The 21,545-nt window shown below is 59.1% G+C and carries 20 protein-coding genes; 16 read left to right on the top strand and 4 right to left on the bottom strand.

Translation table 11 applies throughout. The annotated features are described in order from the left end of the window. Nucleotides 1-84: 84 nt before the first annotated feature. Nucleotides 85-579, bottom strand: coding sequence for an IS200/IS605 family transposase (tnpA, locus tag DRW39_RS13525; protein WP_116107586.1), 495 nt, complete (start codon nucleotides 577-579; stop codon nucleotides 85-87). 960 nt (nucleotides 580-1,539) lie between these two features. Here tnpA and DRW39_RS13520 point away from each other — a divergent pair. The 3 genes from DRW39_RS13520 to murI all read left to right on the top strand — a co-directional run bounded on the left by DRW39_RS13520 (nucleotide 1,540) and on the right by murI (nucleotide 3,469). Further along, on the top strand, nucleotides 1,540-2,058 hold the full coding sequence (locus tag DRW39_RS13520) for an OmpH family outer membrane protein (protein WP_116107585.1): 519 nt from the start codon (nucleotides 1,540-1,542) through the stop codon (nucleotides 2,056-2,058). Nucleotides 2,059-2,145: 87 nt separating this feature from the next. Beyond that, a complete protein-coding gene (locus tag DRW39_RS13515) occupies nucleotides 2,146-2,649 on the top strand; it encodes an OmpH family outer membrane protein (RefSeq protein ID WP_232830150.1) in 504 nt (167 codons plus the stop codon). A 10-nt stretch (nucleotides 2,650-2,659) separates the two neighbouring features. Continuing rightward, the gene (gene murI, locus DRW39_RS13510) at nucleotides 2,660-3,469 is read left to right on the top strand and encodes a glutamate racemase (protein ID WP_198664892.1); all 810 of its coding nucleotides are present in this window, start codon (nucleotides 2,660-2,662) and stop codon (nucleotides 3,467-3,469) included. Between the two features lie 25 nt (nucleotides 3,470-3,494). Here murI and DRW39_RS13505 read toward each other — a convergent pair whose 3' ends face one another. Together DRW39_RS13505 and DRW39_RS13500 are read right to left on the bottom strand one after the other, a co-directional pair. Further along, complete coding sequence (locus DRW39_RS13505) at nucleotides 3,495-3,875, bottom strand: response regulator (RefSeq protein ID WP_157976107.1); 381 nt, start codon at nucleotides 3,873-3,875, stop codon at nucleotides 3,495-3,497. Then, nucleotides 3,865-5,316 carry a sensor histidine kinase gene (locus DRW39_RS13500; protein WP_157976106.1) on the bottom strand — a complete coding sequence of 484 codons (1,452 nt, stop codon included), beginning with the start codon at nucleotides 5,314-5,316 and terminating at the stop codon, nucleotides 3,865-3,867. The genes DRW39_RS13505 and DRW39_RS13500 overlap by 11 nt, the downstream gene beginning before the upstream one ends. 472 nt (nucleotides 5,317-5,788) lie before the next feature. On the opposite strand from DRW39_RS13500, the gene pnp reads away from it, so the two are divergent. The 5 genes from pnp (at nucleotide 5,789) to DRW39_RS22275 (ending at nucleotide 11,345) form a co-directional block, all read left to right on the top strand. Then, entirely contained in the window at nucleotides 5,789-8,068 is a 2,280-nt protein-coding gene (gene pnp, locus DRW39_RS13495; protein WP_116107580.1) for a polyribonucleotide nucleotidyltransferase, read from the top strand. Nucleotides 8,069-8,165: 97 nt separating this feature from the next. Continuing rightward, a complete protein-coding gene (locus DRW39_RS13490; RefSeq protein ID WP_116107579.1) occupies nucleotides 8,166-9,461 on the top strand; it encodes a CitMHS family transporter in 1,296 nt (431 codons plus the stop codon). A gap of 2 nt (nucleotides 9,462-9,463) precedes the next feature. Beyond that, nucleotides 9,464-10,780 carry an acyclic terpene utilization AtuA family protein gene (locus DRW39_RS13485; RefSeq protein WP_116107578.1) on the top strand — a complete coding sequence of 439 codons (1,317 nt, stop codon included), beginning with the start codon at nucleotides 9,464-9,466 and terminating at the stop codon, nucleotides 10,778-10,780. Then, the gene (locus DRW39_RS13480) at nucleotides 10,777-11,094 is read left to right on the top strand and encodes a hypothetical protein (protein ID WP_116107577.1); all 318 of its coding nucleotides are present in this window, start codon (nucleotides 10,777-10,779) and stop codon (nucleotides 11,092-11,094) included. Before DRW39_RS13485 ends, DRW39_RS13480 begins: the two co-directional genes overlap by 4 nt. A gap of 89 nt (nucleotides 11,095-11,183) precedes the next feature. After that, nucleotides 11,184-11,345 (top strand): hypothetical protein, encoded by a 162-nt coding sequence (locus DRW39_RS22275; protein ID WP_157976105.1) that lies wholly within the window; start codon nucleotides 11,184-11,186, stop codon nucleotides 11,343-11,345. Nucleotides 11,346-11,356: 11 nt separating this feature from the next. On the opposite strand, the gene DRW39_RS13475 is transcribed toward DRW39_RS22275, so the two are convergent. Next, nucleotides 11,357-12,289, bottom strand: a complete 933-nt coding sequence (locus DRW39_RS13475; RefSeq protein ID WP_116107576.1) for a glycoside hydrolase family 43 protein — start codon at nucleotides 12,287-12,289, stop codon at nucleotides 11,357-11,359. 189 nt (nucleotides 12,290-12,478) lie between these two features. Here DRW39_RS13475 and DRW39_RS13470 point away from each other — a divergent pair, with 189 nt between their 5' ends. From DRW39_RS13470 to DRW39_RS13435, 8 genes are all read left to right on the top strand, one after another. Beyond that, nucleotides 12,479-13,795, top strand: coding sequence for a hypothetical protein (locus DRW39_RS13470; RefSeq protein WP_116107575.1), 1,317 nt, complete (start codon nucleotides 12,479-12,481; stop codon nucleotides 13,793-13,795). Between the two features lie 74 nt (nucleotides 13,796-13,869). After that, complete coding sequence (locus DRW39_RS13465) at nucleotides 13,870-15,420, top strand: carboxylesterase/lipase family protein (protein ID WP_157976104.1); 1,551 nt, start codon at nucleotides 13,870-13,872, stop codon at nucleotides 15,418-15,420. Nucleotides 15,421-15,422: 2 nt separating this feature from the next. Beyond that, nucleotides 15,423-18,107 carry a glycosyl hydrolase gene (locus DRW39_RS13460; RefSeq protein WP_198664886.1) on the top strand — a complete coding sequence of 895 codons (2,685 nt, stop codon included), beginning with the start codon at nucleotides 15,423-15,425 and terminating at the stop codon, nucleotides 18,105-18,107. A gap of 63 nt (nucleotides 18,108-18,170) precedes the next feature. Further along, a complete protein-coding gene (locus DRW39_RS13455) occupies nucleotides 18,171-18,857 on the top strand; it encodes a DUF2490 domain-containing protein (protein WP_116107572.1) in 687 nt (228 codons plus the stop codon). A 31-nt stretch (nucleotides 18,858-18,888) separates the two neighbouring features. Next, nucleotides 18,889-19,110: a hypothetical protein gene (locus DRW39_RS13450; RefSeq protein WP_116107571.1), complete on the top strand. Its 222-nt coding sequence runs from the start codon at nucleotides 18,889-18,891 to the stop codon at nucleotides 19,108-19,110. Further along, nucleotides 19,107-19,508 carry a hypothetical protein gene (locus tag DRW39_RS13445; RefSeq protein ID WP_116107570.1) on the top strand — a complete coding sequence of 134 codons (402 nt, stop codon included), beginning with the start codon at nucleotides 19,107-19,109 and terminating at the stop codon, nucleotides 19,506-19,508. Before DRW39_RS13450 ends, DRW39_RS13445 begins: the two co-directional genes overlap by 4 nt. A gap of 152 nt (nucleotides 19,509-19,660) precedes the next feature. Further along, nucleotides 19,661-20,227 (top strand): Dps family protein, encoded by a 567-nt coding sequence (locus DRW39_RS13440; protein WP_116107569.1) that lies wholly within the window; start codon nucleotides 19,661-19,663, stop codon nucleotides 20,225-20,227. A gap of 86 nt (nucleotides 20,228-20,313) precedes the next feature. Further along, entirely contained in the window at nucleotides 20,314-21,519 is a 1,206-nt protein-coding gene (locus tag DRW39_RS13435) for a sensor histidine kinase (RefSeq protein ID WP_116107568.1), read from the top strand. Nucleotides 21,520-21,545 lie beyond the last annotated feature (26 nt).

The following is a 21,545-nucleotide window of genomic DNA, read 5'->3' as shown; positions in this document are numbered from 1 at the left end:
CGCGATGCCCTTCGCTTTGCTGCAGGCATCGCTTGGGGTAGACGTGCCTTCCAGGCCCGTGTTTAAGCGTCTCTGGTAGTTGCTTTACGCGGCGGAGGGGTCTTGGGGGAAGAGGTATTTCGGATTGTAGGGTATGGCGTGTCGATCCAGTAGTGACAGGACCTCGTCTTCAAATGAGAGCTTGGCGGCTGTGTGGTAATTCGCCAAATTGCCGTAGTGGTGTGCTTTTTGATTGCGGATATACTGTTTGACCTGTTCAATGGCTTGGTAGTCTACCGAAAAGCTGCCGTAGCCGTCCTGCCACCAAAAGTTGTAATAGCCTTGTTCTGCCATCCATTTTGAGCTGAAAGATTTGGCGTCTTCCAAAAGCTTGGCAATTGATTTCGTTCTCGGCAGCGTGTGGAGAATGTGGACGTGGTCCAGTGTGCCTCCGATTTCTTCCACCATCGAACCCTGCTGCCGTAGGCGGTAGGTCAGGTATTCGTGAAGTTGGCTTTCGATCTCCGGTCGGATAGTCGGTCGGCGGTACTTGGTGGAAAAGACGGTGTGTAACAGGATACGGGTGTAGGATTGAGGCACTTTACCTTTTTAGCTAATTTATAAATTGTTTGTTTATTTTTTGAAATTAAACAAATAATTTTTTTGGTGAAGCGTGTATTATTGTTCGCGATGCCCTTCGCTTCGCTACAGACATCGCTAGATGGTAGACGTGCCTTCCAGGCCCGTATGGAAGTCCGGAATATCCGGCCCTGGAAGGGACGTGTGGGTAGGGCGGGGAACACCCAGCGCGAAGTGCGGCGTGGGCCCCGCCCGGTCATTCGGACAGACGTGCCTTCCAGGCCCGTATGGAAGTCCGGAATATCCGGCCCTGGAAGGGACGTGTGGGTAGGGCGGGGAACACCCAGCGCGAAGTGCGGCGTGGGCCCCGCCCGGTCATTCGGACAGGGGTGCCTTCCAAACCCGTGTAGAAACCGCCATATCCGGCCCTGGAAGGGACGTGTGGGTAGGGCGGGGAACACCCAGCGCGAAGTGCGGCGTGGGCCCCGCCCGGTTATTTGGGTAGGGGTGCCTTCCAAACCCGTGTAGAAACCGCCATATCCGGCCCTGGAAGGGACGTGTGGGTAGGGCGGGGAACACCCAGCGCGAAGTGCGGCGTGGGCCCCGCCCTGTTTTTGGATATTAGCCAAGACTAATGATTAGGGGGGGAAGCTATGCTCCCAGCGTGGAGCGCGACGTTATTCCAATGCAGTCATGATTGCAGACGACGTAAGCGTTTTGATGGACGTTCAACCAGCCATTTTGGGCCTGGCCCCCGGGAAAGGGGGGTGGGAGGGTATCTTGCGAGCCGTTAATATTGCGTTAAACCGGCGGTCAAAGCATGGAGTAAAAGCAAAGGTAAGTTGTTGTAATACAGGGCAATAGACATTAAAGGTGGGAATTAAAACTTCCTTATCGGAGTAACTTCCACATTCTTTAAGCGTCTATTCCTTAGCAGATCGGCACGTGCCTCTGTACTTTTGTCATCCAAAATTTAGCACTATGCGTTTTCGCAACTTTCTGATGGTCGCCATTTTAGCCGTTGCCGGCTTTGGTGCCCAGCTCTCCGCCCAAAAGATTGCCTCCGTGGATATGGAGAAGATCCTGAGCAGTATCACCGAGTACCAGGAAGCGCAAGAGCAGCTTGACCAGCTTGCCGCCAAATGGCAGCAGGAGATCAACCAGGAGTACGATGCCATCAAGGGTATGTACAATAAGTACCAGGCCGAACAGGTGCTGATGACCGACGAGCAGCGGCAGACGCAGGAGCAGGCCATCTTCGACCGGGAAACGAAAGTGCGCAATATGCAGGCCGACCGTTTCGGTCCCGACGGATCGCTTTTCCAACGCCGACAGGAACTGATTCAGCCTATTCAGGATGCGATCTACGAGGCCATCGAGACCTACGCCAACCAGAACAACTACGACTTCATCTTCGATCGGGCCGGGTCTGCGGGCATCATCTTCTCCAGCGAGCAGTACGACAAGACCGACGAAATTCTCAGAAGCCTTAAAAACTAACTAGGAAGTACGAAGGCCGGCCGGCCCAGCGCTACCGTCCGACGGACTGCCTTTCCCTACACTCCAAATTCGAACTAAACTATAATCATGAAATTTTTCAAATTCGCTTTTGTAGCCCTGGTGCTACTGGTTGCCACCGCTACGGTTTCGGCACAGAAATTCGGCTACGTGAATTCCGCTGAACTCCTTTCCGAACTCCCCGCTACCAAGGCCGCCGAGTCAAACCTTGAGGCACTGCAGAAGCAGCTGCAAAAGCAGGGACAGGGCATGGTAGAAACCTTCCAGACGGACTATCAGAAGCTACAGGAGCAAGCCCAGCAGGGTACGCTGAGCCCCAAGCAGCAGCAGGAGGAAGCCGCCAAGCTGCAGGCACGGGAGGAAGAGATTGCCAACTTCGAGCAGAAGATGATGGCCGATCTGCAGAAGAAGCGGCAGACGCTTCTAACGCCGATCTACGACTCCATCAACAATGCCATCAAGGAGGTCGCCGAGGAGAACGGTTTCCAGTTCATCTTCGACGAGCAGGTGCTCCTTTACGGGCAGGACAGCCAGGACGTTACCGCGATGGTACGCGCCAAGCTGGGCATGTAAGCAGCGCCCCTTGTATCTGCCCCCACATAACGGATCCATTGGAGTCTTCGACTCCGGCATTGGCGGCCTCTCGGTCGCCAATGCTATTTCCGGGCTATTGCCGAGGGAAAGTATCCTCTACGTGGCCGATAATGCAAATGCCCCCTACGGGGCCCGGACGGGCGGGGAAGTCCTGGATTTCAGCCGGCGAATAACCGATCGTCTGCTGAGCGCGGGAGTCAAGATGGTCGTGGTAGCCTGTAACACGGCCACGAGTATGGCGATCGATACCCTGCGGGAATTGTACCCCGAAGTCCCCTTCGTCGGACTCGAGCCCGCCGTCAAACCGGCGGCTACGGGAAAACGCGTCGGGGTCATGGCTACGGCCGTTACGTTACGGAGCCCGCGCTATCTCGCCCTGCGGGAAAAATACCTGGCAGGTCGGTCCATTTGGGAAAATCCTTGCGTGGATCTGGTACCGTTGATTGAAACTTACGGGCCGGGCTCTCCCCAGATTACGCAATACCTGGAGCGGCTGTTATCGAGCGCCGGGCCGTTAGATACGGTCGTACTCGGCTGCACGCACTATCCCTTGGTGGGAAAAGACATTGCCGCGCTGCTCCCCGAGGGCGCCCGGGTCATCGATCCATCGGGAGCGGCGGCGCGGCAGGTAGAACGCTTACTTATAAAGGGGCAGATGCTCGCATTGGATGAGCAACTCCCCTCCCGTTACGACTTCGTGTCTACCGGCGGCGGGGTGCCCCTGCAGCGGACGCTTTACACGCTCGAACGGCTGAATGCGGCGCGGCGGTGGGTAGTGCCTAACTTTTCGGTATCCTAATGCAGGCGCACGGAGCCGGCAACGGCTAGGCCGAAAAATGCAGATTGACCAGGTTGGTGATTTTGTCCTCCGTCAGGGGCTTTGCTTCGTGGCCGTCGATGATGGTGTAGGCGTGGGCGCGGGCGTAATCGGTATCGCCGACGGAACTGGTGAGCATAACCACGGTCACTTGAGCGCGTTTGTCGGCGGGTAGTTGCTGGTATTCATCGAGAAACTCCCAGCCGTCCATGACGGGCATATTGATATCGAGGAACAGGAGATCGGGCCGACCGTTGGCATCCGTTTCGGTCAGGTACGCGAGGCCCTGCCGCCCATCCATGCGGATGACGATCTGATCGGACAGGCCCATCTTCTTGAGTCGGCGGGAATGGATGAAATTATCCGTCTCCGAGTCGTCAATTAGCATAATGCACCCTAGCTTCATCATTCCTTAAACTGCTGGGTAAGATGACAATAAAGGTACTTCCCAAACCGGGTTCGCTACGCACGGCCAGGGTTCCCTGGTGCAATTGTACTATTTTTTGACAAAACGCAAGCCCGATTCCCTGTCCCTCTCGCATTTGAGAAGAATCCAGTCGGGTAAATAGCTGAAAAATCTTGTCCTGGTCGGCTTTATTGATACCGATTCCGTGGTCCCGAATGGTAATACGCACTTTATTGCCCTCCGTTTTCCCCTGGATCTCGATGCGCGGTGGTTCTCCGGCACGATGAAATTTTATCGCATTGGCCAGCAGGTTCTGAAAAAGTTGCCGGAGTGCCACGGGGTACCCTTTGATTGTCGGTAGTTCACCGATTTCTATCCTCGCTTCGGATTCTTCCACCCGGAGGGCGAGGTTCTCCAGCGCCTCGCGTACGGGTTGGGCCAGGCACAGCTCTCTGGGCTCCTCGGACCGGCCGATGCGGCTGTAGGTCAGCAAGGTTTCTATCAGGGAGCGCATCCGGTCCGTGGCGCGGTGAATCGTGGAGAGATGCTCCCTGCCCGCGTCATCCAAAATGGGTGCATAATCTTCTCCGAGCACTTCGATGTAGTTGCTAACCGTCCGCAGGGGCTCGCGGAGATCGTGCGAGGCCATGTAGGCGAACTGGTCCAGCTCGCTGTTCTTTGCGTTCAGGCTGGCGATAAGCTCGTGATTTTTCTTTTCTACGCGGCGGCGTTCGGTATTTTCCTCCTTCAGCCGGCCGTTGGAACTCGTGATGGTATCAAAGAGCGGGCGTACCTGTGAGTAGATGTAGTAAAAGACGAGCCCCAGGCCGACGACACCCAGGAAACGCAGTATGGTGGTCACCGTACTGAGTTGGGCGAGTTGGGCCTGTCGGACACGGATATCCCGCATTTCGGCATTCCGTAGCAGGCCCACGAGGTGGCGGATACTGTCCATGGCGTGTAAGCCTTCATTCGTATCCATTACGTTTTGCAGGGCCGTGGTATCTCCCTGCCGGAATAAGGAAAGGGTCGTATCCAGCTCCGCGAATTTGATCTCCGTAGCCAATCGTACCCGCTGAACGCGATTAAGCTGCTGGTTGTCCAGGGAAACCTCGCGGGCCAAATCCTTGATAATGGCATCGTATCCCTGTCGGGCATGAATGTAAGGTTGCAGGTATTCCGGATCGCCGGTGAGCAGATAGCCCCGCTGCCCCGCTTCTGCGTTTTGTACGATGGAGAGCAATTCGCTGAGATCCTGCTCCAGCGTCAGTGCATTGTCCAGCTTCTTGCGCACGTCGATGGCCGTCAGCTCCGGGATAACCGAGGCCAACACGATAACCGTGAGCAGTGCAAGGCCCACGAATACAACACGGAACAGCCGGTAGCTTTTATCGCTTCCGGAGATTTGAGAGTCCTGAGACAAAGAGACGGATGAATTTGCTGGTTTGGCAATTGACCTTGACAAGATAGGGCGGGGGCGTGGTGTACCCAAATCTTGCAGTCCAATGATATTCCAGGTGGCCTTAGAAAGGCGATGGCGTTAATTTAAACGGAGACGAGAATAGGGCAAAGGCGGTTCGGTAAGGGGAGTTTCCGAACCATGACAGCTTACTTACCCGAACTGCCGCGCGGCAAAGATGGGAAACTTGCGTATATTCGCGGCGATACAAATTGACTATATGAACTGCCGCGACCGCGCGGTATCCGTCGGTCTTCAGCGACCCCCGGCGGGATTGAAAGAAAATGTAGCGGATTGATTCCGCTCTCTGTGGCTGGAATCGGTTTTTTACCTGCGCTCCGCCGCCCCCTTCCCTTCCCCGTTAGGCTTTTTGTGTCAACGCCCCTGCGCGCAGGGACGAACGAACGCATATTATCATTTTAAAGTCCAATCAATAATGGGTAATCAAACCCCAATGTCGGTGAACTTCGAGCTGCCCAACGGGCGGGAGGTCACCATCGAGACCGGAAAGCTGGCCACGCAGGCCGACGGATCGGTCGTCGTTAAGTGTGGTGACACCATGCTTTTCTGCTCCGCCGTTTCCAGCACCAGCGTCCGGGAAGGGCAGAGCTTCTTCCCCCTCAGCGTTGATTACCAGGAGAAATTCGCGGCCGCCGGTCGTATCCCCGGTAACTTCTTCCGCCGGGAGGCACGCCTGAACGACTACGAGATCCTCATCTCGCGCCTCGTCGACCGCGCCATCCGTCCCCTCTTCCCGAAGGGATATATGTTCGATACGCAGATCATCATCAACCTAATCAGCCTCGATCCCGAGGTAATGCCCGATGCCCTGGCCGGTCTGGCCGCTTCGGCCGCCCTCACCTGCTCGGATATTCCCTTCGAAGGACCGATCAGCGAGTGCCGCGTCGCCCGCATCAACGGCGAATACGTCATTAACCCCGACCGCAGCAAGCTGGCCGAGGCCGACCTGGACCTCATCGTCGCCGCCGATAAGGACAACATCATGATGGTGGAAGGCGAAGGCAAAGAGGTCGAGGAGAGTGCCATTCTCGGTGCCCTCAAAGCCGGTCACGAAGCCATCAAGACGATGTGCGACGCCCAGCTGAAACTGAAGGAGATGGTGGGTGATAAAGCTACCACCCGCGAAGTGGAGGTCCACGAGATCGACGCCGACATCCTGAGCTACGTCGAAAGCTCCATCAAGAGCGAAATTCTGCGCGTCGCCGGTTCCGCTTCGGACAAGGCTACCCGTAAGAAGTCCTTCAAGGAAGTGAAGGACAACTTCAAGGAAGTCGCCCTGGCCGAGAAAGGCGAGGAGTGGATGGCCGAGAACAAGGACGACGTCAGCGCCGCCTACGATAATAGCCAGAAGAAGCTTATCCGCAATATGATGCTGGACGAGAAGAAGCGCCTCGACGGCCGTGCCTTCGACGAGGTCCGCTCTATCTGGACGGAAGTGGACTACCTGCCCTCCGCCCACGGTTCGGCCATCTTCAACCGCGGAGAGACGCAGTCGCTGACCAGTCTTACGCTGGGAACGAAGACCGACCAGGCCATGGTCGATATTGCCTTCGAGAACAGCTACGATAACTTCATCCTGCACTACAACTTCCCGGCCTTCTCGGTAGGGGAAACGAAGCCTATGCGCGGCCCCGGCCGCCGCGAGGTAGGCCACGCCAACCTGGCGGGCCGTTCCATTCGTCAGGTACTGCCGGACGATATGACCCACACCATCCGCCTGGTTTCCGATATCCTGGAATCGAATGGATCGAGCTCGATGGCTACCGTCTGCGCCGGATCGCTCGCCCTGATGGACGGCGGCGTGCAGATCAAACGCCCCGTAGCCGGTATCGCTATGGGCATGGTGGCGGAAGGTTCTAAAATCGCCATCCTGAGCGACATCCTCGGCGACGAGGACGCCCTGGGCGATATGGACTTCAAAGTCACCGGTACCAGCAAAGGCATTACGGCCTGCCAGATGGACATTAAGATTGACGGACTCCCCTACGAGCAGCTGGAACAGGCCCTCGAACAGGCCCGCGTTGGTCGCCTGCACATCCTCGGTGAAATGGACAAGACCCTTAGCGAGCCCCGCGACGATATCAAGCCGCACGCTCCCCGGATTGTCAAGCTCATCATCGAGAAGAGCTACATCGGTGCCGTTATCGGACCCGGTGGTAAGATCATCCAGGAACTGCAGGAGCTCACCGGTACCAACATCAACATCGACGAGATCGACGGTAAGGGACACGTGTCCATCGCCAGCTCCGACAAGGCGGCCATCGAGGACGCCGTCGCCCGGATCAAGAAGATTACCTTCACGCCCGAGGTAGGCGAGACCTACGAAGGCACCGTGAAGACGATCATGCCCTACGGCGTTTTCGTTGGCTTCGAGGGTGGCCGCGACGGTCTCCTGCACGTTAGCGAGATGAGCCACAGCCGCATTGAAAGCGTCGAGGACGAGTTCAGCGAAGGCGACAAGGTGAAATTCAAGATCGTCGATATCGACGAGCGCACCGGAAAGCTGCGACTAAGCCGGAAAGCCATCATGCCGCGGGCCGACGGAACCATTCCTACCGACGAGGAACTCGAGGAAGAGCGCAAGGCCGCGAAGTCACGGGGTAAGGAACGCCGCAGTGGCGGTGGTGGCCGTGACCGCGGTGACCGGGGCGATCGCCGTGGCGGCGGACGCCGTGGCGGACGCGATCGCGATTAGAACCCGTCATTGCCAAATAGATAAAGCGCCCGGTAGCCTATGGCTGCCGGGCGCTTTTTGCTTGTCCCCGCCGGGGATGTATCTTCCCCCCGCGGTTATGCTAGCCTTACTCGGACTCCTCACGATAGGATTGTTGCTTCTGTTGATCATCAGCAAGACGCTGTCACCCGTGGTGGCCCTCGTAGCGGTGCCGGTCATCACGGCCTTATTGGGTGGATTCGGGTGGGAGATTTCGGCCTTCATTACCGACGGGATCGTCACGATCGCACCTACGGCGGTGATGTTCATCTTCGCCATTCTCTTCTTCGGGATCATGACCGACGCCGGCACCTTCGAACCGGTGATCAAGCGACTGTTGCGGGCCGCCGGCAACGATCCGGCAAGGGTGACGGTGGTCTCCGCCCTGCTGGCCATGCTCGTTCACCTGGATGGCTCGGGCGCGGTAACCTTTCTGGTCACGGTTCCGGCCATGCTGCCGCTTTACGATGCGCTCGGGATGCGGCGTACGACCCTGGCCACCGTCGTGGCCCTCGGTGCCGGCACCATGAATATCCTGCCGTGGGGCGGGCCCACCATTCGCGCGGCTACGGCACTGGAGGTGCCCGTCACGGAACTCTTCAACCCGATCCTGATCCCGGTGCTGGTGGGTCTGGCATCGGTCCTGGTCATAGCGTGGTGGCTGGGGAAGCGGGAAGGGAAACGACTGGCTGTCGATACTTCCGTCGAGCTTAGTCGCGAACCGGTCCCGGAGGAGGAGGTAGCGGCCTACCGCCGGCCCGACCGCCTATGGTTCAACGGCCTGCTGATCGTCGCCGCGGTGGCCCTGCTGATCTCCGCCGCCCTGCCGCCGCACATCGTCTTCATCGGTGCCTTCGTGATCGGGCTGACGGTGAACTACCCGGACCTGGCGGAGCAACGCAAGCGCATCGATGCCCACGCTAAGGCTGCCCTGCTGATGGCCAGTATCCTTTTTGCGGCGGGATGCTTTACGGGCATCCTGAAGTCATCCGGTATGATCGCGGCCATGGCGGATGCCTCGGTGGAATTGTTGCCCGCGTCGGTGGGTGAGCGGCTGGCCCTGATCACTGGGCTGGTGAGCATGCCCGCCAGTTTGCTCTTCGACCCGGATTCTTTCTACTTCGGCATTCTTCCGCTGCTCAGCAGCACGGCCGAGCAGTTCGGGGCCGACGGTCTGGAAGTAGGCCGCGCCGCCATCATGGGGCAGATGACAACGGGCTTTCCCGTAAGCCCACTCACCGGGTCGACCTACTTACTGGTCGGCCTGGCGGGCGTGGACCTGGGCGATCACCAGCGCCGGACCATACCGCTGGCATTTCTGGTTACGCTGATTATTCTCTTTGTCGCGCTCCTCATCGGGGCGGTAAGTATGTAAAGATGCAGAAGATTCGAATCGGCGGTGGAGCCGGGTTTTCGGGTGACCGACTGGAACCGGCCGTGCTACTCGCCCGGGAGGGTAAGCTCGACTACCTCGTGCTGGAATGCCTCGCCGAGCGCACCATCGCCCTGGCGCAGCAGCGTAAACTTCAGGATCCATCCACCGGATTTGACCCGCTGCTGGAACGGCGTATGGAGTCCTTGCTTCCGGTCATCAAGGAACACGGCGTGCGCCTGATCAGCAATTTTGGAGCGGCCAACCCGGTCGCGGCAGCACGTAAAATCGCCGAACTGGCGAAGCGGAAGGGCATATCGATCACCGTGGCCGCCGTATTCGGCGACGATGTGCTGGAGCAAATTGATCCGGCCATGCCGACTATGGAGACCGGTCGCCCGCTGTCTGACTATGGCGACATCATCTCCGCCAATGCTTACCTCGGCATCGATGCCCTGCTGCCCGCGCTGGAAAGCGGTGCCGAGGTGATCGTCACCGGGCGGGTCGCCGATCCTTCGCTCTTCCTGGCCCCGATGGTGCACGCTTTCGGATGGTCGGTAGGGGATTACGCTACCTTAGGGCAGGGGACGGTCATCGGACATTTGCTCGAGTGTGGCGCGCAAATTTGTGGGGGCTACTTTATGGACGGCGACCGGAAAGCGGTGCCGGACCCCGCCCGTCTCGGCTTTCCGATCGCGGAGGTGGCAGCGGACGGCTCGGCCACCATCAGTAAAATCGCGGGCACCGGGGGGCGCATCGATCTGCGAACGGCCAAGGAACAGCTGCTCTACGAAGTGGTAGACCCCCACGCCTATCTGACTCCAGACGTGGCCGCCGATTTTACAACCGTTCACTTACAGGCGGACGATACGGATATTGTCTCCGTGTACGGAGGGACCGGCGTCGAACGCCCCGACACCCTGAAGGCCAGCGTCGGGTACCGGGCCGGCTACCGTGGCGAGGGGGAGATCAGCTACGCCGGCCCCGGGGCGGAATCCCGGGCCCGACTGGCCGGGGAGATCGTGGCCGAACGACTTCAGGGAGAGTTGGACCATGTCCGGGTGGATATCGTCGGGGTGGATTCCGTCCATTTGGCGGCGGGGCAGTCGACCGATCCGCGGGAGGCTCGCGTTCGGGTCTCGGGCTCGGCGACAACCAGGGAAATCGCCGCCAGGGTAGGGGAGGAGGTCGAAGCCCTCTACACCAATGGCCCGTGGGGCGGCGGGGGTGCCCGTAAAACGGTGACCCAAATGGTCGGCATCGTATCCGTGCTACTCGATCGGAAACGCATTCACCCGTCACTTGAAATCTTTCGCGCATGAAGCTCTACGACATCGCCCATTCCCGCGCCGGGGACAAAGGAAATACCCTCACGCTCAGCCTGATCCCCTTCGATTCGGCGGACTACGAATGGATAAGCCGGGAGGCATCCGTCGATCGAGTGGCTGCCCACCTCAGCAACAGCGTTCACGGTGAAATTCGGCGCTACGAAATGCCCAATATCCACGCCCTGCTCTTCGTGTGCGAGGGCGCGCTACAGGGGGGCGTGACGACCTCCCTGACCGCGGACACCCACGGCAAATGTATGAGTGGCGTGTTGCTGGATATGGAGATAGCAGGCGACGGAACAGGGTAGAGCATGCCATTCGTAGAAGGCAGCCATAGCCTGGTCGAAGAAGCTCCGTGATCCAGACGGACGCTGCTAGCTTCGGCCAAAACGATATGATGCGTCAACTTACTATGCCCCAGGCACTGGCCTTCGCCGCCCTCATACTCACCTCGGCCTACTTTCTCGGTGACTGGGCCGGTTATCCTTACCTGGCCGCCACTTTCCTCGTAGCGTATGCTTATACCGTCCGGCGCCGGACGTCTTGCCGCCGGGTATAAATGTTACCCCGCTAAGGGAAAGCCTTCAGCAGTCGGGACAATTCATCCTTCGAAATTCGAAACACCGTCCCGTGCCGCGTTCCCTCCGGGAAGCTCAGTTGCTCCGACATATCGGTCCAGCTTTCCAGGTCCGTGGACTGCACGGCGCCCATCTCGTGGTCGGTATAGCGATCGAAGTAGACCGTCCAGGCGCCGTCGACCTTAGTGACGGTCGGCCCCTCTACCCAGTGCCCGGTAATGGGATCCCCGGCCGGTGTGTAAGGCCCCGGTAGCCGGTCTGCCGTAGCGATGCGGATGTTCTTCTCCGCTGCCGGGTGCTTGGTTTCGTCCTTCAGAAACATCACGTAGCCGTCCGCGGTCGGCTGGATCGTAGCGTCGATTACATTGAAGCCGTGATCGTAGAGGACCTCCGTGGGTGTGAATTCCCAAAAGTCTGCGGTAAGCGTATAGTACATCCGGTGGTTGAGGCCATTATCGCCGCTGCTGTCCGTCTCGGGGTAGCGCCCCGGGATGGTCGTGGCCCAGTAGATCATGTATTTCTGGGTGGCCTTATCGTAGGTGATTTCAGGCGCCCAGCTGTTCTGCGCTTCGGGCTCGTGCTCCATCACCGGCAGGAAGCGTTGGTCGGACCAGTGGATCAGGTCGGGGGAGTGGGCGTAGCCGATGCCGCGCTCGTGCCAGCTGACGGTCCATACCATATGAAACTCGCCGTCGCCCCCGCGAATGATGCACGGGTCCCGCATCAGTTTGTCCTCTCCGACGTAGGGCGTAAGGACGGGTCGGTTGCCGTTGATCGGCGTCCAGTTCAGCCCGTCTTCGCTGTAGGCTAAATGCAGCCCGTCCTCGCCGTTACCCTGGAAATAGGAGAACACGTAGACGTCGTCCTGGGCGGACAGGCTGGTAACGAAAAGACCGAAAACGAGCAGTAGAAGAAGCAGGCGCATAGTAAGCGGGAATAGGGCCCGGCAACATACGGAACATAGCGGCGGCGGGGCGCAGGTAAAGTGCCTTAAGTTCCGCCGGAAAGGTAATGTGCCCGTCCGCGGCAACGTTGCTGGTATGACCATCGGATCCTTCATACTCGCTATAGCGGGGGAAGCCATCCCGTCATTTTGCCTAACCCAAGCCTATTCATGCGTATTCTTTCCTACTTCGGCGTGCTTCTGCTGCTGCTCGTCGCAATCTCCTGCGAAAAGGAAGTCATTGAACCCGCCGTCGTGGTTGAACCCGAACCCGAACCGAACCCGGAACCAGCAGTCGATACCATCCGCTACGATCGGGTCGGCGGCTACGTCCAGAAGGGGCCGTATCTGAACGGCACCTCCATCCAACTCGTCGAGCTGGACGGCCAGCTGGCCCCGACCGGCAAAAACTTTCAGACCCAGATCGTCGACAACCGGGGCACCTTTGAGGTCCGCAACGTCGAACTCGTATCACCCTACGTGCAGCTGAAGGCGGACGGCTTTTACTACAACGAAGTGACCGGCGAAAACTCCGCCGCCCAGCTTACCCTCTACGCCCTCAGTAATCTGGAGGACTACGCATCGCTCAACGTGAATCTGCTCACTACCCTGGAACGGGCCCGGGTGGATTACCTCGTCTCCCGCGGCGGCAAGTTCGGCCTGGCCAAGCTGCAGGCCCAGCGGGAGATTATGGACATCTTCGAAATGACCAACGATGGCGTGGCCAAATCCGAGTTGCTGGACATCACCAAGGGGGGAGACGAAAACGCCCGGCTGCTGGCCATGTCCGTCATCCTGCAGGGATACCAGAGCGTAGCCGACCTTTCGGAGTTAGTGGCCAACCTGAGCACGGACTTACGGGAAGACGGGGTGCTGAACAGCGACCGCCTGGGCAGTACCCTGGTGAATAACGCCGTAGCCCTCGACCTGCCGGCCGTGCGTCAGCACCTGGAAGAGCGCCTGGATGAGCTCGGGCTCGAAGCCACCGTCGGCGATTTTGAAGCCCACGTAGAGCACTTTCTGGAGAACACCGATTTCGTGCATACCGACACGATCGCCTATCCCGCCCAGGGTGAATACGGACCCAACGCTCTTCAACCCGGTGTCATGGAGTTTGGGTCGGGGGCATACTCCGTTCGCGCGGAGCTCCCGATGTCCACGACCGTGCGGGTGCGCATCAGCGGACCGAACTGGTCTCTCATAGGTATCCAAAGCAAAGAGTGGAAACAAATTAGCTTTGATCGGGCCACTTGGTCGGCTGAGTATACTGCTGAAGGGAAGGCGATTGCTGATATGGAAATGCGATTAAATCTAAGCGATCGTTGGCACGGCCAGGAACGGGATGGTCCCATCGTCAACCCCCCGGACTCCACCGGCTACGTGAACCCGAACCCCGATCAACCGACGGATACCACGCGCATCATTATCTACGAAAATGGTTCCGACGTACCTTCCTGGACGAAGAAATTCGTAGTGAAATTCGACTAAACTAAGCCCGGCCAGGGAGTCTCCGCGGGGCAATCGGGAAATATGGTTAGGTTAGCGGGCAAAGCCCGTTGATCATGCACAAGTGTCCGTTAGGCCGTTTTCGCGCCTGTTTCCTCCCCGCCATATTGTGGGTGGTTTCCCTGACCTTATTTGCTCAGCCGGCGGCCGAAACCCACTTCGGCCGGGTAGTCGGAGAGACTACGGCGGACGAAATCGTCCATATTTATCGAGGAATCCCCTTCGCCCGCCCTCCCGTAGACAGCCTGCGGTGGCGCGCGCCCCAGCCCCCGGAAGCCTGGACCGGCACCAAGATCTGTACCACTTTCGCCGCCAGTCCGGTACAGCGATCGCCCGCTCCCTTCAGCATGTGGAGTGAGGAATTCATCATCCCCAAGGAGCCCATCAGCGAAGACTGCCTCTACCTGAACGTATGGGCGGAGGCGCGGGCGGAGCAGCAACCCGTGCTCGTATGGATTTACGGTGGTGGATTCAATAGCGGGGGCAGCGCCGTGCCCGTCTACGACGGCGAGGCCATGGCGCGGGAGGGCGTCGTCTTCGTCAGCATCAACTACCGGGTAGGCCCCTTCGGATTCCTGGCTCATCCGGAACTGAGCGCCGAGGCCGCCTACGGTAGCTCGGGGAATTACGGACTGCTGGACCAGATCGCTGCGCTGCATTGGGTGCGGGACAACATCGCCGCATTCGGCGGCGACCCGGATCGCATCACCATTGCCGGGCAGTCGGCCGGGGCGGGCAGTGTCAGCGCGCTCGTGGCGTCTCCGCTGGCGGAGGGCCTGTTCCAGCGCGCGATCGCGGAAAGCGGAGCCCTCATCACCTGGGAGACACTCGATCTGGCCGCCGCCGAGGAGGCCGGCCGGCACTTCGCCGATACGCTTGGCGTCCGGAGCCTGGCGGAACTAAGGAAACTCGACGCCGCGACGATTCTGGCTGCGCCCGTACCCCAACCCCGCCCGATCGTTGACGGCTACGTACTCCCCCTGCCGGTGGCCGAACTGCTCGGTAGCGAACGCGGACGCAGCGTGAACCTGCTCACGGGCTGGAATGAGAACGAGGGGTTGGGGCCCAGCGGGATAAGCGACGCGCAGACCTACCGTAGCCAGGTGGAGGAACGTTATGGGGAGCAAGCGGAAAATTACCTGACGTACTACCCGGCCACCAACGACAGCATTGCCCGGCGCTCGCAGCAGGACGCGGCGCGTGATGCGCTCTTCGGTATACAGAATTATACCTGGGCCAATCTGCACGCGGGCTACGCCGCCCGCCCCGTCTATCTATATCGCTTTACGCGCCGGGTACCCGGCGAAGGGAAGTACGGGGACTACGGCGCCTTTCATACCGGCGAAGTTCCCTACGCTTACGGTAACCTGGATCAATCGGACCGCCCGTGGACGTCAGTCGATTATGAACTTTCCCGCAGCATGCTCACCTACTGGGTCAACTTCGTGAAGCACGGGAACCCGAACGCGGTGGGCATGCCCCGCTGGCCGGTTTACTCCGCGGCGCAAAAGGAGATGATGATACTGGGTGACCGCTTGCAAGCGACCGTGTTACCCGATGCCGACCGACTTGATTTTCAGCTTTACCTACAAGGATTACAAAAATGACGGTGCGCTCCTGGCCAGCCCTGCTGCTTTTACTCTGCTTATTCTCCGCCGGCCTGGATGCCCAGGCGACCGGCCGCACCGCCCGCCCCTGGACGTACTGGTGGTGGATGGGCAGTGCCGTAAATAAAACGGAGATCAAGCGGCAACTGACGCTGTTCGCCGAGTCCGGTCTCGGCGGCGTCCACATCATTCCCATTTACGGAGCGAAGGGTTACGAAGAGCAGTTTTTGCCCTTCCTGTCCGAATCGTGGTTGGAGATGGCGGTCTATACGGTCGATGAGGCCGACAAGCTCAATATGGGCGTGGATATGACCCTCGGCACCGGCTGGCCCTTCGGCGGCCCCTGGGTAGATGCCGACGAGGGTGCCCGGCGCATCGTGATCGATACCCTGGCCCTGGTAAGCGGAGATGCCTTCCGGGCGGATGCAAAAGCCATCGCTTCCGAACTCGACCTGCAGGCGGTGGAAGCGATCTTCGTCACCGATGGCCGCCGACAGTACAATCTATCTCCCTACCTCCGTACCGGTGGCGAGGGCTGGACCGTACCCGACGGCGATTGGCGTGCCGTCATCTTCGGTGTCCGCCCTACGAGTCAGCAGGTCAAACGCGCCGCGCCGGGTGGTGAAGGCCTGGTGGTCGATTACTTCGATCGATCCGACGTCGAAACGTACCTCGCCCACTTTGACTCGGTGTTTGCCCGAATGCCTTCCCCGCCCGGTGTACGGGCTATCTACCACGATAGTTACGAAGTATACGGCGCTCAGTGGACGGAGGACTTCGCCCGGGCATTCCGGCGGCAGCGGGGATACGATCCGCGCGCCAGCCTGCCGCTGCTTAGCGATACCTACCACCGCGACCGCGGGCCCTTCCTCCACGATATCCGCGCTACTCTGGATGAACTGCTTTACGAGGCTTTTGCCAGAACCTGGACGGCGTACGGCGAAGAGCATGGCTGGCTGACCCGCTACCAGGCGCACGGTTCCCCGGGCAATATCCTGGATCTGTACGCGCTGGCGAGTGTCCCGGAGACGGAATCCTTCGGCTGCGCGGAATTTGGCATTCCCGGACTCGCGTGTGACCCGGATTTCGAGCCGGAAACCTTTGGCCGGCCCAGTATCCTGATGACGAAGTTTGCTTCCTCGCCGGCGCACCTCTACGGGAAACCACTCGTCAGTTCCGAGACCGGTACCTGGCTAGGTAACCACTTCCGCGTGTCACTGCGGCAGGTGAAGCCCCACATCGACCAGCTGTTCGTGGGCGGCGTGAATCACGTCTTTTACCACGGCACCACGTACTCGCCCCTGGATGCCGGCTACCCCGGCTGGCTGTTTTACGCTTCCACCAATTTCGGGCCTACGGCTCACTTCTACAATGAACTGCCCCTGTTAAACAGCTACATCGAACGCTGCCAGTCGGCTCTCCAATCCGCTGCTCCGGACAACGACCTGCTGGTCTACTTTCCTATCCACGACCTTTGGTCGACCGCCGACGACGATATCCTGCTGCAATTGGATGTCCACCACAGCGAGGACTGGTTCGAGGCTACGCCCTTCGGACGGACGGCCGCCGATCTGCTGGCCCGGGGCTACGCCTTCGACTACCTTTCCGACCGGCAATTGCAGGCCCTGACGGTCGGCGGGGGAGGGACCGTGTCGCTCCGGGGAGCCAATACCTACCGCGGCATCCTGGTGCCGGCAACGACTTATCTTCCGGCGGCTACGCTGGACCGGCTGCTCGCCCTCCGGCGAAAGGGGGTGCCCATAATTTTTCAGGATCGCCTGCCTACGCAGTACCCCGGCTTAGGTGGGGGTAAGATCCCGGCCCGTCGCTTAGCCGGATTGACCGCGGTGTCGGACGTGGCGGCCGCACTCGAGGAAGCGGGGATAGCGAACGAGGCTATTCGGACGATGGGCATCGACTTCATCCGGAAGTCTACGGAATCCGGAAAGCGGTACTTCCTTACCAACCTGACGGGGCGGTTTGACCGGGGCTACGTCTCCTTGTCCGGGGACTACCAACGCGTACGGTTGACCGACCCCCTGACCGGTGTGGTGGAAACCGTCGCTACCCAGGACAGCTTCTACCTGGAGCTGCCGCCCGGTAAATCCATGCTGGTGGAAACCGGCATATCCGCCCCGTCCGCGGATACCGCCATCCCCCTAGCGGCGACCGATACCTTTGCCATCGGCGGTCTCTGGAGGGTCACCTTCCGCGACACTACCGGTTTGGAGCTGCAAGCATCGTACACCCGCGATAGCCTGACGTCTTGGACGGAATGGGACGATGACCTGGCCTTCTTCAGTGGGAAGGCGACGTATACGACGACCTTTGCCCTGGATGCCGCCGCCCTCGGTGCAGGTGGGTACCGGCTCCACATCGATGAAGTGTACGAAACGGCGGAAGCAATAATAAACGGGAAGTCGGTCGGTACGATGTGGGCCTTTCCGAACGAATTGATCGTGCCTGCTGATCTGCTCCGTGAGGAAAACGAGCTCACGATCGTGGTACAGAACCTCTCGGCCAATTACCTGCGCCGCTACGACCGCGAGCATCCGGAGTGGAAAAACTTTTACGATATCAACTTCGTGGACATTACCTACCAGCCCTTTGATGCGGGTTCCTGGCCGCCTTCTCCTTCGGGTCTCAGCGGACAGGTGACGTTGATTCGGATGGCTGACGGGGGGTAATGGGAGTGGGTCTTTATCTTGTTCGCGTTCCGAAATTTGTTTCTACCTGCGCACCGCCGCCCTATGAAGTATTCCCTGTATTTCCTGCTTTTTTTTAGTGTATCGCTGAACGCGCAATCCGTCGACGAAGACAAGCTTGGTGCGTGGTATATGTACTTCTACAGCCACAAATTCGGAAACAGTCAGTGGGGCATCCAGGGCGATGCCCAGTACCGAAACTGGAACCTCGGGGGGGACCTCGAGCAGTTGCTGCTTCGCTCGGGCGTAACGTATACGCCAACCGACGCGGGCATCACCTTTACGCTCGGCTACGCCAATATCACGAGCGGGGCGTACGGCGACAGTGACGCTACGACCGGTGAAAGCCGCGTGTACCAGGAGGCGCTCTTTCCGCAGCGGATCGGGGGCCGCTTTCTGCTGACCCACCGGCTGCGGTACGAGCAGCGCTGGGTAGCGGATCAGGATTTGCGAACCCGCTACCGGTACAATCTTTTCGTCAACGTGCCGCTGAACGCCAAGGATATGGGGAAGGGGGTGCTGAACCTGGCGCTCTACAACGAGCTATTCATCAACGGTCAGCTGGACATCGGTGACGGAAGACGAGTACAGTACTTCGACCGCAACCGGCTGTATCTCGGGTTGGGCTACGGCATCACCGACGGGCTGCGGACGCAATTGGGTTGGATGCGGCAGACATCGGTGGCGGTGAATAAAGCACAATTGCAAGTGAGTCTGCACCACAGCTGGTGAACCCCACTGTGTACTATGGCCTTTGGAGAGTATGGATGAACCCCAAGCACCGGACTCCGGCGCTGTTTCGCTGAAGGATAAGGCCGCCGAAACCTACCGCTGGTGGGACAACCTGGCCACCATCAACGCCGAGGATCCGTTTTGGGTGGGGGCGGCCAAGATCGGGGTCCGGCTCCTGGGCGTTATCGTTTTGCTGGCACTGTCTCCCGTGATCATATTGGGGCTCATCATCGCATTCTTTGCCGTCCTGTGAACGTACTGCGTAATCCATACTGGTGGGCCGCCGTGGTGGTCTTTGCCCTGCACCAGGCGCTACAGTGGGGGCTGGACATTCGTATGCCCATCATCGACAGCTATCTCGATCCTTTCCTGGCCCCGACGATCTTACTCGGTCTATGGCTCTACGAGCGCCAGCTAATCTGGCGGGCGCCCGCGCTGAGCTGGTTTGAGACCGCCGTGGCCACGCTGCTGCTCGCGGTGATTTTCGAAGAGGTTTTTCCACGCTTGGAGGAGGGCTTCAGCCGTGACCTTTTGGATTACCTGGCTTACGCCCTCGGAGGCCTGTACTTCTACTGGTTTGTCAATCGATCTCCCGGTCCACGTACGCGGGAAAGGGCACCTGAAGAGCTGGCTTCGCCCAATGGTAGGTAGGCAGGAGGGCAATCCACATAACATTATCTAGGCGTAAACCCTACTGGGTACGGCTGGGGTTGTGCACAGACTCCCGCTTGCCGGTGTCAGGTGACTTCATTTTAGTATGGTGACGGTATACAGGAGATTTCTAACATTATAATGATATCGTAATGCGTATTTTCCTTCCTCTACTCTTTCTCCTTCCCATCGTCGGTTATTCCCAGGCTGACACGGCGACCCTCCAGACCGGTTATTCATCCAGCGAAGGTGCCGACCGCGTACCTAGCACCGAACTAACTATTCCTCCCACGGCGGAGGCATTGCAGGCTACCCTGTATGAACTCGACGACCAGTATCACGCCATTCACCAGATGCACTGGAACGTGACCGGCCCGTTATTTATCAGTTTGCATGAATTGTATGAAGAATTCTACACGGCGATTGCCGGTAAGATGGATGAAGTGGCCGAGCGCAAACTGGCGCTGGACGAGCCGGCTGACGCTCGCCCCGCGGAAGTAGCGGCTAATGCTAACCTGTCTCCCGCCGTGCCCGGTGGCTTCGTGGCCGATAAGGAAACCCTCGAGTTACTGTCGGCCCGCCACTTGCAAATCAGTAACCGGCTGGGCGAACGCATCGCCGAAACCGGGGAGACGGACGTTGTCACCCAGGACTTGCTGATCAGCGTCCGGGACATGATCGACAAGCAACTGTGGATGATGCGGTCGTTCCTCAAGTAAACGCTTTCCCCGTACCGCCGCATCACGGGTACATACCGCCGGTCAGCGGTACCAGCACCGCGCTTAGGCCGTACCTTCGCGGCATTATGGTCCCGATTCCATCCGACGAAGAAGACCGGCTGCGCAACTTGCGGGAATTCAACATTCTGGATTCCCTGCCGGAGGACGAGTATAACGATCTCGTAAGCCTGGCGGCTGAAATTTGCCAGACTCCGGTCGCGCAGATTACCCTCGTGGATGCCGACCGACAATGGTACAAAGCCGAGCACGGATATCAGGTGCCGGGTCGGCAAATAGACCGGCAGGATGGTTTTTGCGCGCACACCATCCTGGATAGGCATCGACCGTTGATCGTTTCCGATATGCGCGCTGACGATCGCTTCCGCAACAACCGCTTCGTGGCCGGTGATCCTCACGCGGTTTTTTACGCCGGCTTTCCCCTGCGCTCGTCGGAAGGTTTCGCGCTGGGGTCGTTGTGTGTAGTGGATCTGAAGCCCCGGACACTGACGGAGGGGCAGTTGCGGGCGCTACGCCGGCTAAGTACCCAGGCCATCAAGTTGATGGAACTACACCGCTCCCTACAAGTCAGTCAGGCCCGGCTGCAGGAGAAGGAATACGCCTACGGATTGCTCAAGGACTTCAGTCATATTGTCGCCCACGATTTAAAGGCCCCGGTTCGCAACATTCGTCAGGCGAGCGAGATATTGCGGGAAGACTTCCTGACGGAACTGGCGCCGGAGGGTGCCAAGCTTTTTCACATGATCGAGGAGCGGGCGGCCGACGCCGCTAGGATGATCGACGGCGTACTTCGTTACAGCAAGGCCGCGCGTAGTATGGATATATCTAGGGAATGGATTTCGGTACCTCAACTGCTGAGGGAAGTGATCGATCAGGTGGGGCGGCCGGGCTGCGACATCGCCTACGTGGGCTCGGTGGAGGAAGTGCACTCCTCGCCGATCGCTTTGAAGCATATTTTTCAAAACCTGATCGGCAACGCGGTCAAGTTTAACGATAAGGAGGCCGGGTGGGTGAAAATCGATGGATGGCATGACCAGCAAGGGAATTACCACTTCACGGTAGGCGATAACGGACCGGGGATCCCGCCGCAGCACCTGGAAGCCATATTCCAGATATTTCACTCCGCTGTTGACGATCACCGCCGTGGGCACGGTGTGGGGCTTTCTATCGTGCGTCGCCTGCTGGGTGATCTGGGAGGCACGATTTCCGTACGTTCAAATATCGATGCCGGGGCTACCTTTTCGGTTTTTCTACCGGCAGTACCCGGTCGCTGAATAAGGGGTTCCCGGACGAGCAATAT

The sequence above is a fragment of the Lewinella sp. IMCC34191 genome, from assembly GCF_003390935.1.
Classification (GTDB): Bacteria; Bacteroidota; Bacteroidia; order Chitinophagales; family Saprospiraceae; genus Neolewinella.
Note: the sequence above shows the minus strand (reverse complement) of the source record. Positions and strands in the feature narration are given on the sequence as shown.

Excerpts from the sequence above, each read along its gene's own strand:
- DRW39_RS13520 (WP_116107585.1), top strand. The coding sequence starts at position 1,540 with ATGCGTTTTCGCAACTTTCTGATGGTCGCCATTTTAGCCGTTGCCGGC.
- DRW39_RS13515 (WP_232830150.1), top strand. The coding sequence starts at position 2,146 with ATGAAATTTTTCAAATTCGCTTTTGTAGCCCTGGTGCTACTGGTTGCC.
- DRW39_RS13505 (WP_157976107.1), bottom strand. The coding sequence starts at position 3,875 with ATGCTAATTGACGACTCGGAGACGGATAATTTCATCCATTCCCGCCGA.
- pnp (WP_116107580.1), top strand. The coding sequence starts at position 5,789 with ATGGGTAATCAAACCCCAATGTCGGTGAACTTCGAGCTGCCCAACGGG.
- DRW39_RS13490 (WP_116107579.1), top strand. The coding sequence starts at position 8,166 with ATGCTAGCCTTACTCGGACTCCTCACGATAGGATTGTTGCTTCTGTTG.
- DRW39_RS13485 (WP_116107578.1), top strand. The coding sequence starts at position 9,464 with ATGCAGAAGATTCGAATCGGCGGTGGAGCCGGGTTTTCGGGTGACCGA.
- DRW39_RS13480 (WP_116107577.1), top strand. The coding sequence starts at position 10,777 with ATGAAGCTCTACGACATCGCCCATTCCCGCGCCGGGGACAAAGGAAAT.
- DRW39_RS22275 (WP_157976105.1), top strand. The coding sequence starts at position 11,184 with ATGCGTCAACTTACTATGCCCCAGGCACTGGCCTTCGCCGCCCTCATA.
- DRW39_RS13475 (WP_116107576.1), bottom strand. The coding sequence starts at position 12,289 with ATGCGCCTGCTTCTTCTACTGCTCGTTTTCGGTCTTTTCGTTACCAGC.
- DRW39_RS13470 (WP_116107575.1), top strand. The coding sequence starts at position 12,479 with ATGCGTATTCTTTCCTACTTCGGCGTGCTTCTGCTGCTGCTCGTCGCA.
- DRW39_RS13465 (WP_157976104.1), top strand. The coding sequence starts at position 13,870 with ATGCACAAGTGTCCGTTAGGCCGTTTTCGCGCCTGTTTCCTCCCCGCC.
- DRW39_RS13455 (WP_116107572.1), top strand. The coding sequence starts at position 18,171 with ATGAAGTATTCCCTGTATTTCCTGCTTTTTTTTAGTGTATCGCTGAAC.
- DRW39_RS13450 (WP_116107571.1), top strand. The coding sequence starts at position 18,889 with ATGGATGAACCCCAAGCACCGGACTCCGGCGCTGTTTCGCTGAAGGAT.
- DRW39_RS13440 (WP_116107569.1), top strand. The coding sequence starts at position 19,661 with ATGCGTATTTTCCTTCCTCTACTCTTTCTCCTTCCCATCGTCGGTTAT.
- DRW39_RS13435 (WP_116107568.1), top strand. The coding sequence starts at position 20,314 with ATGGTCCCGATTCCATCCGACGAAGAAGACCGGCTGCGCAACTTGCGG.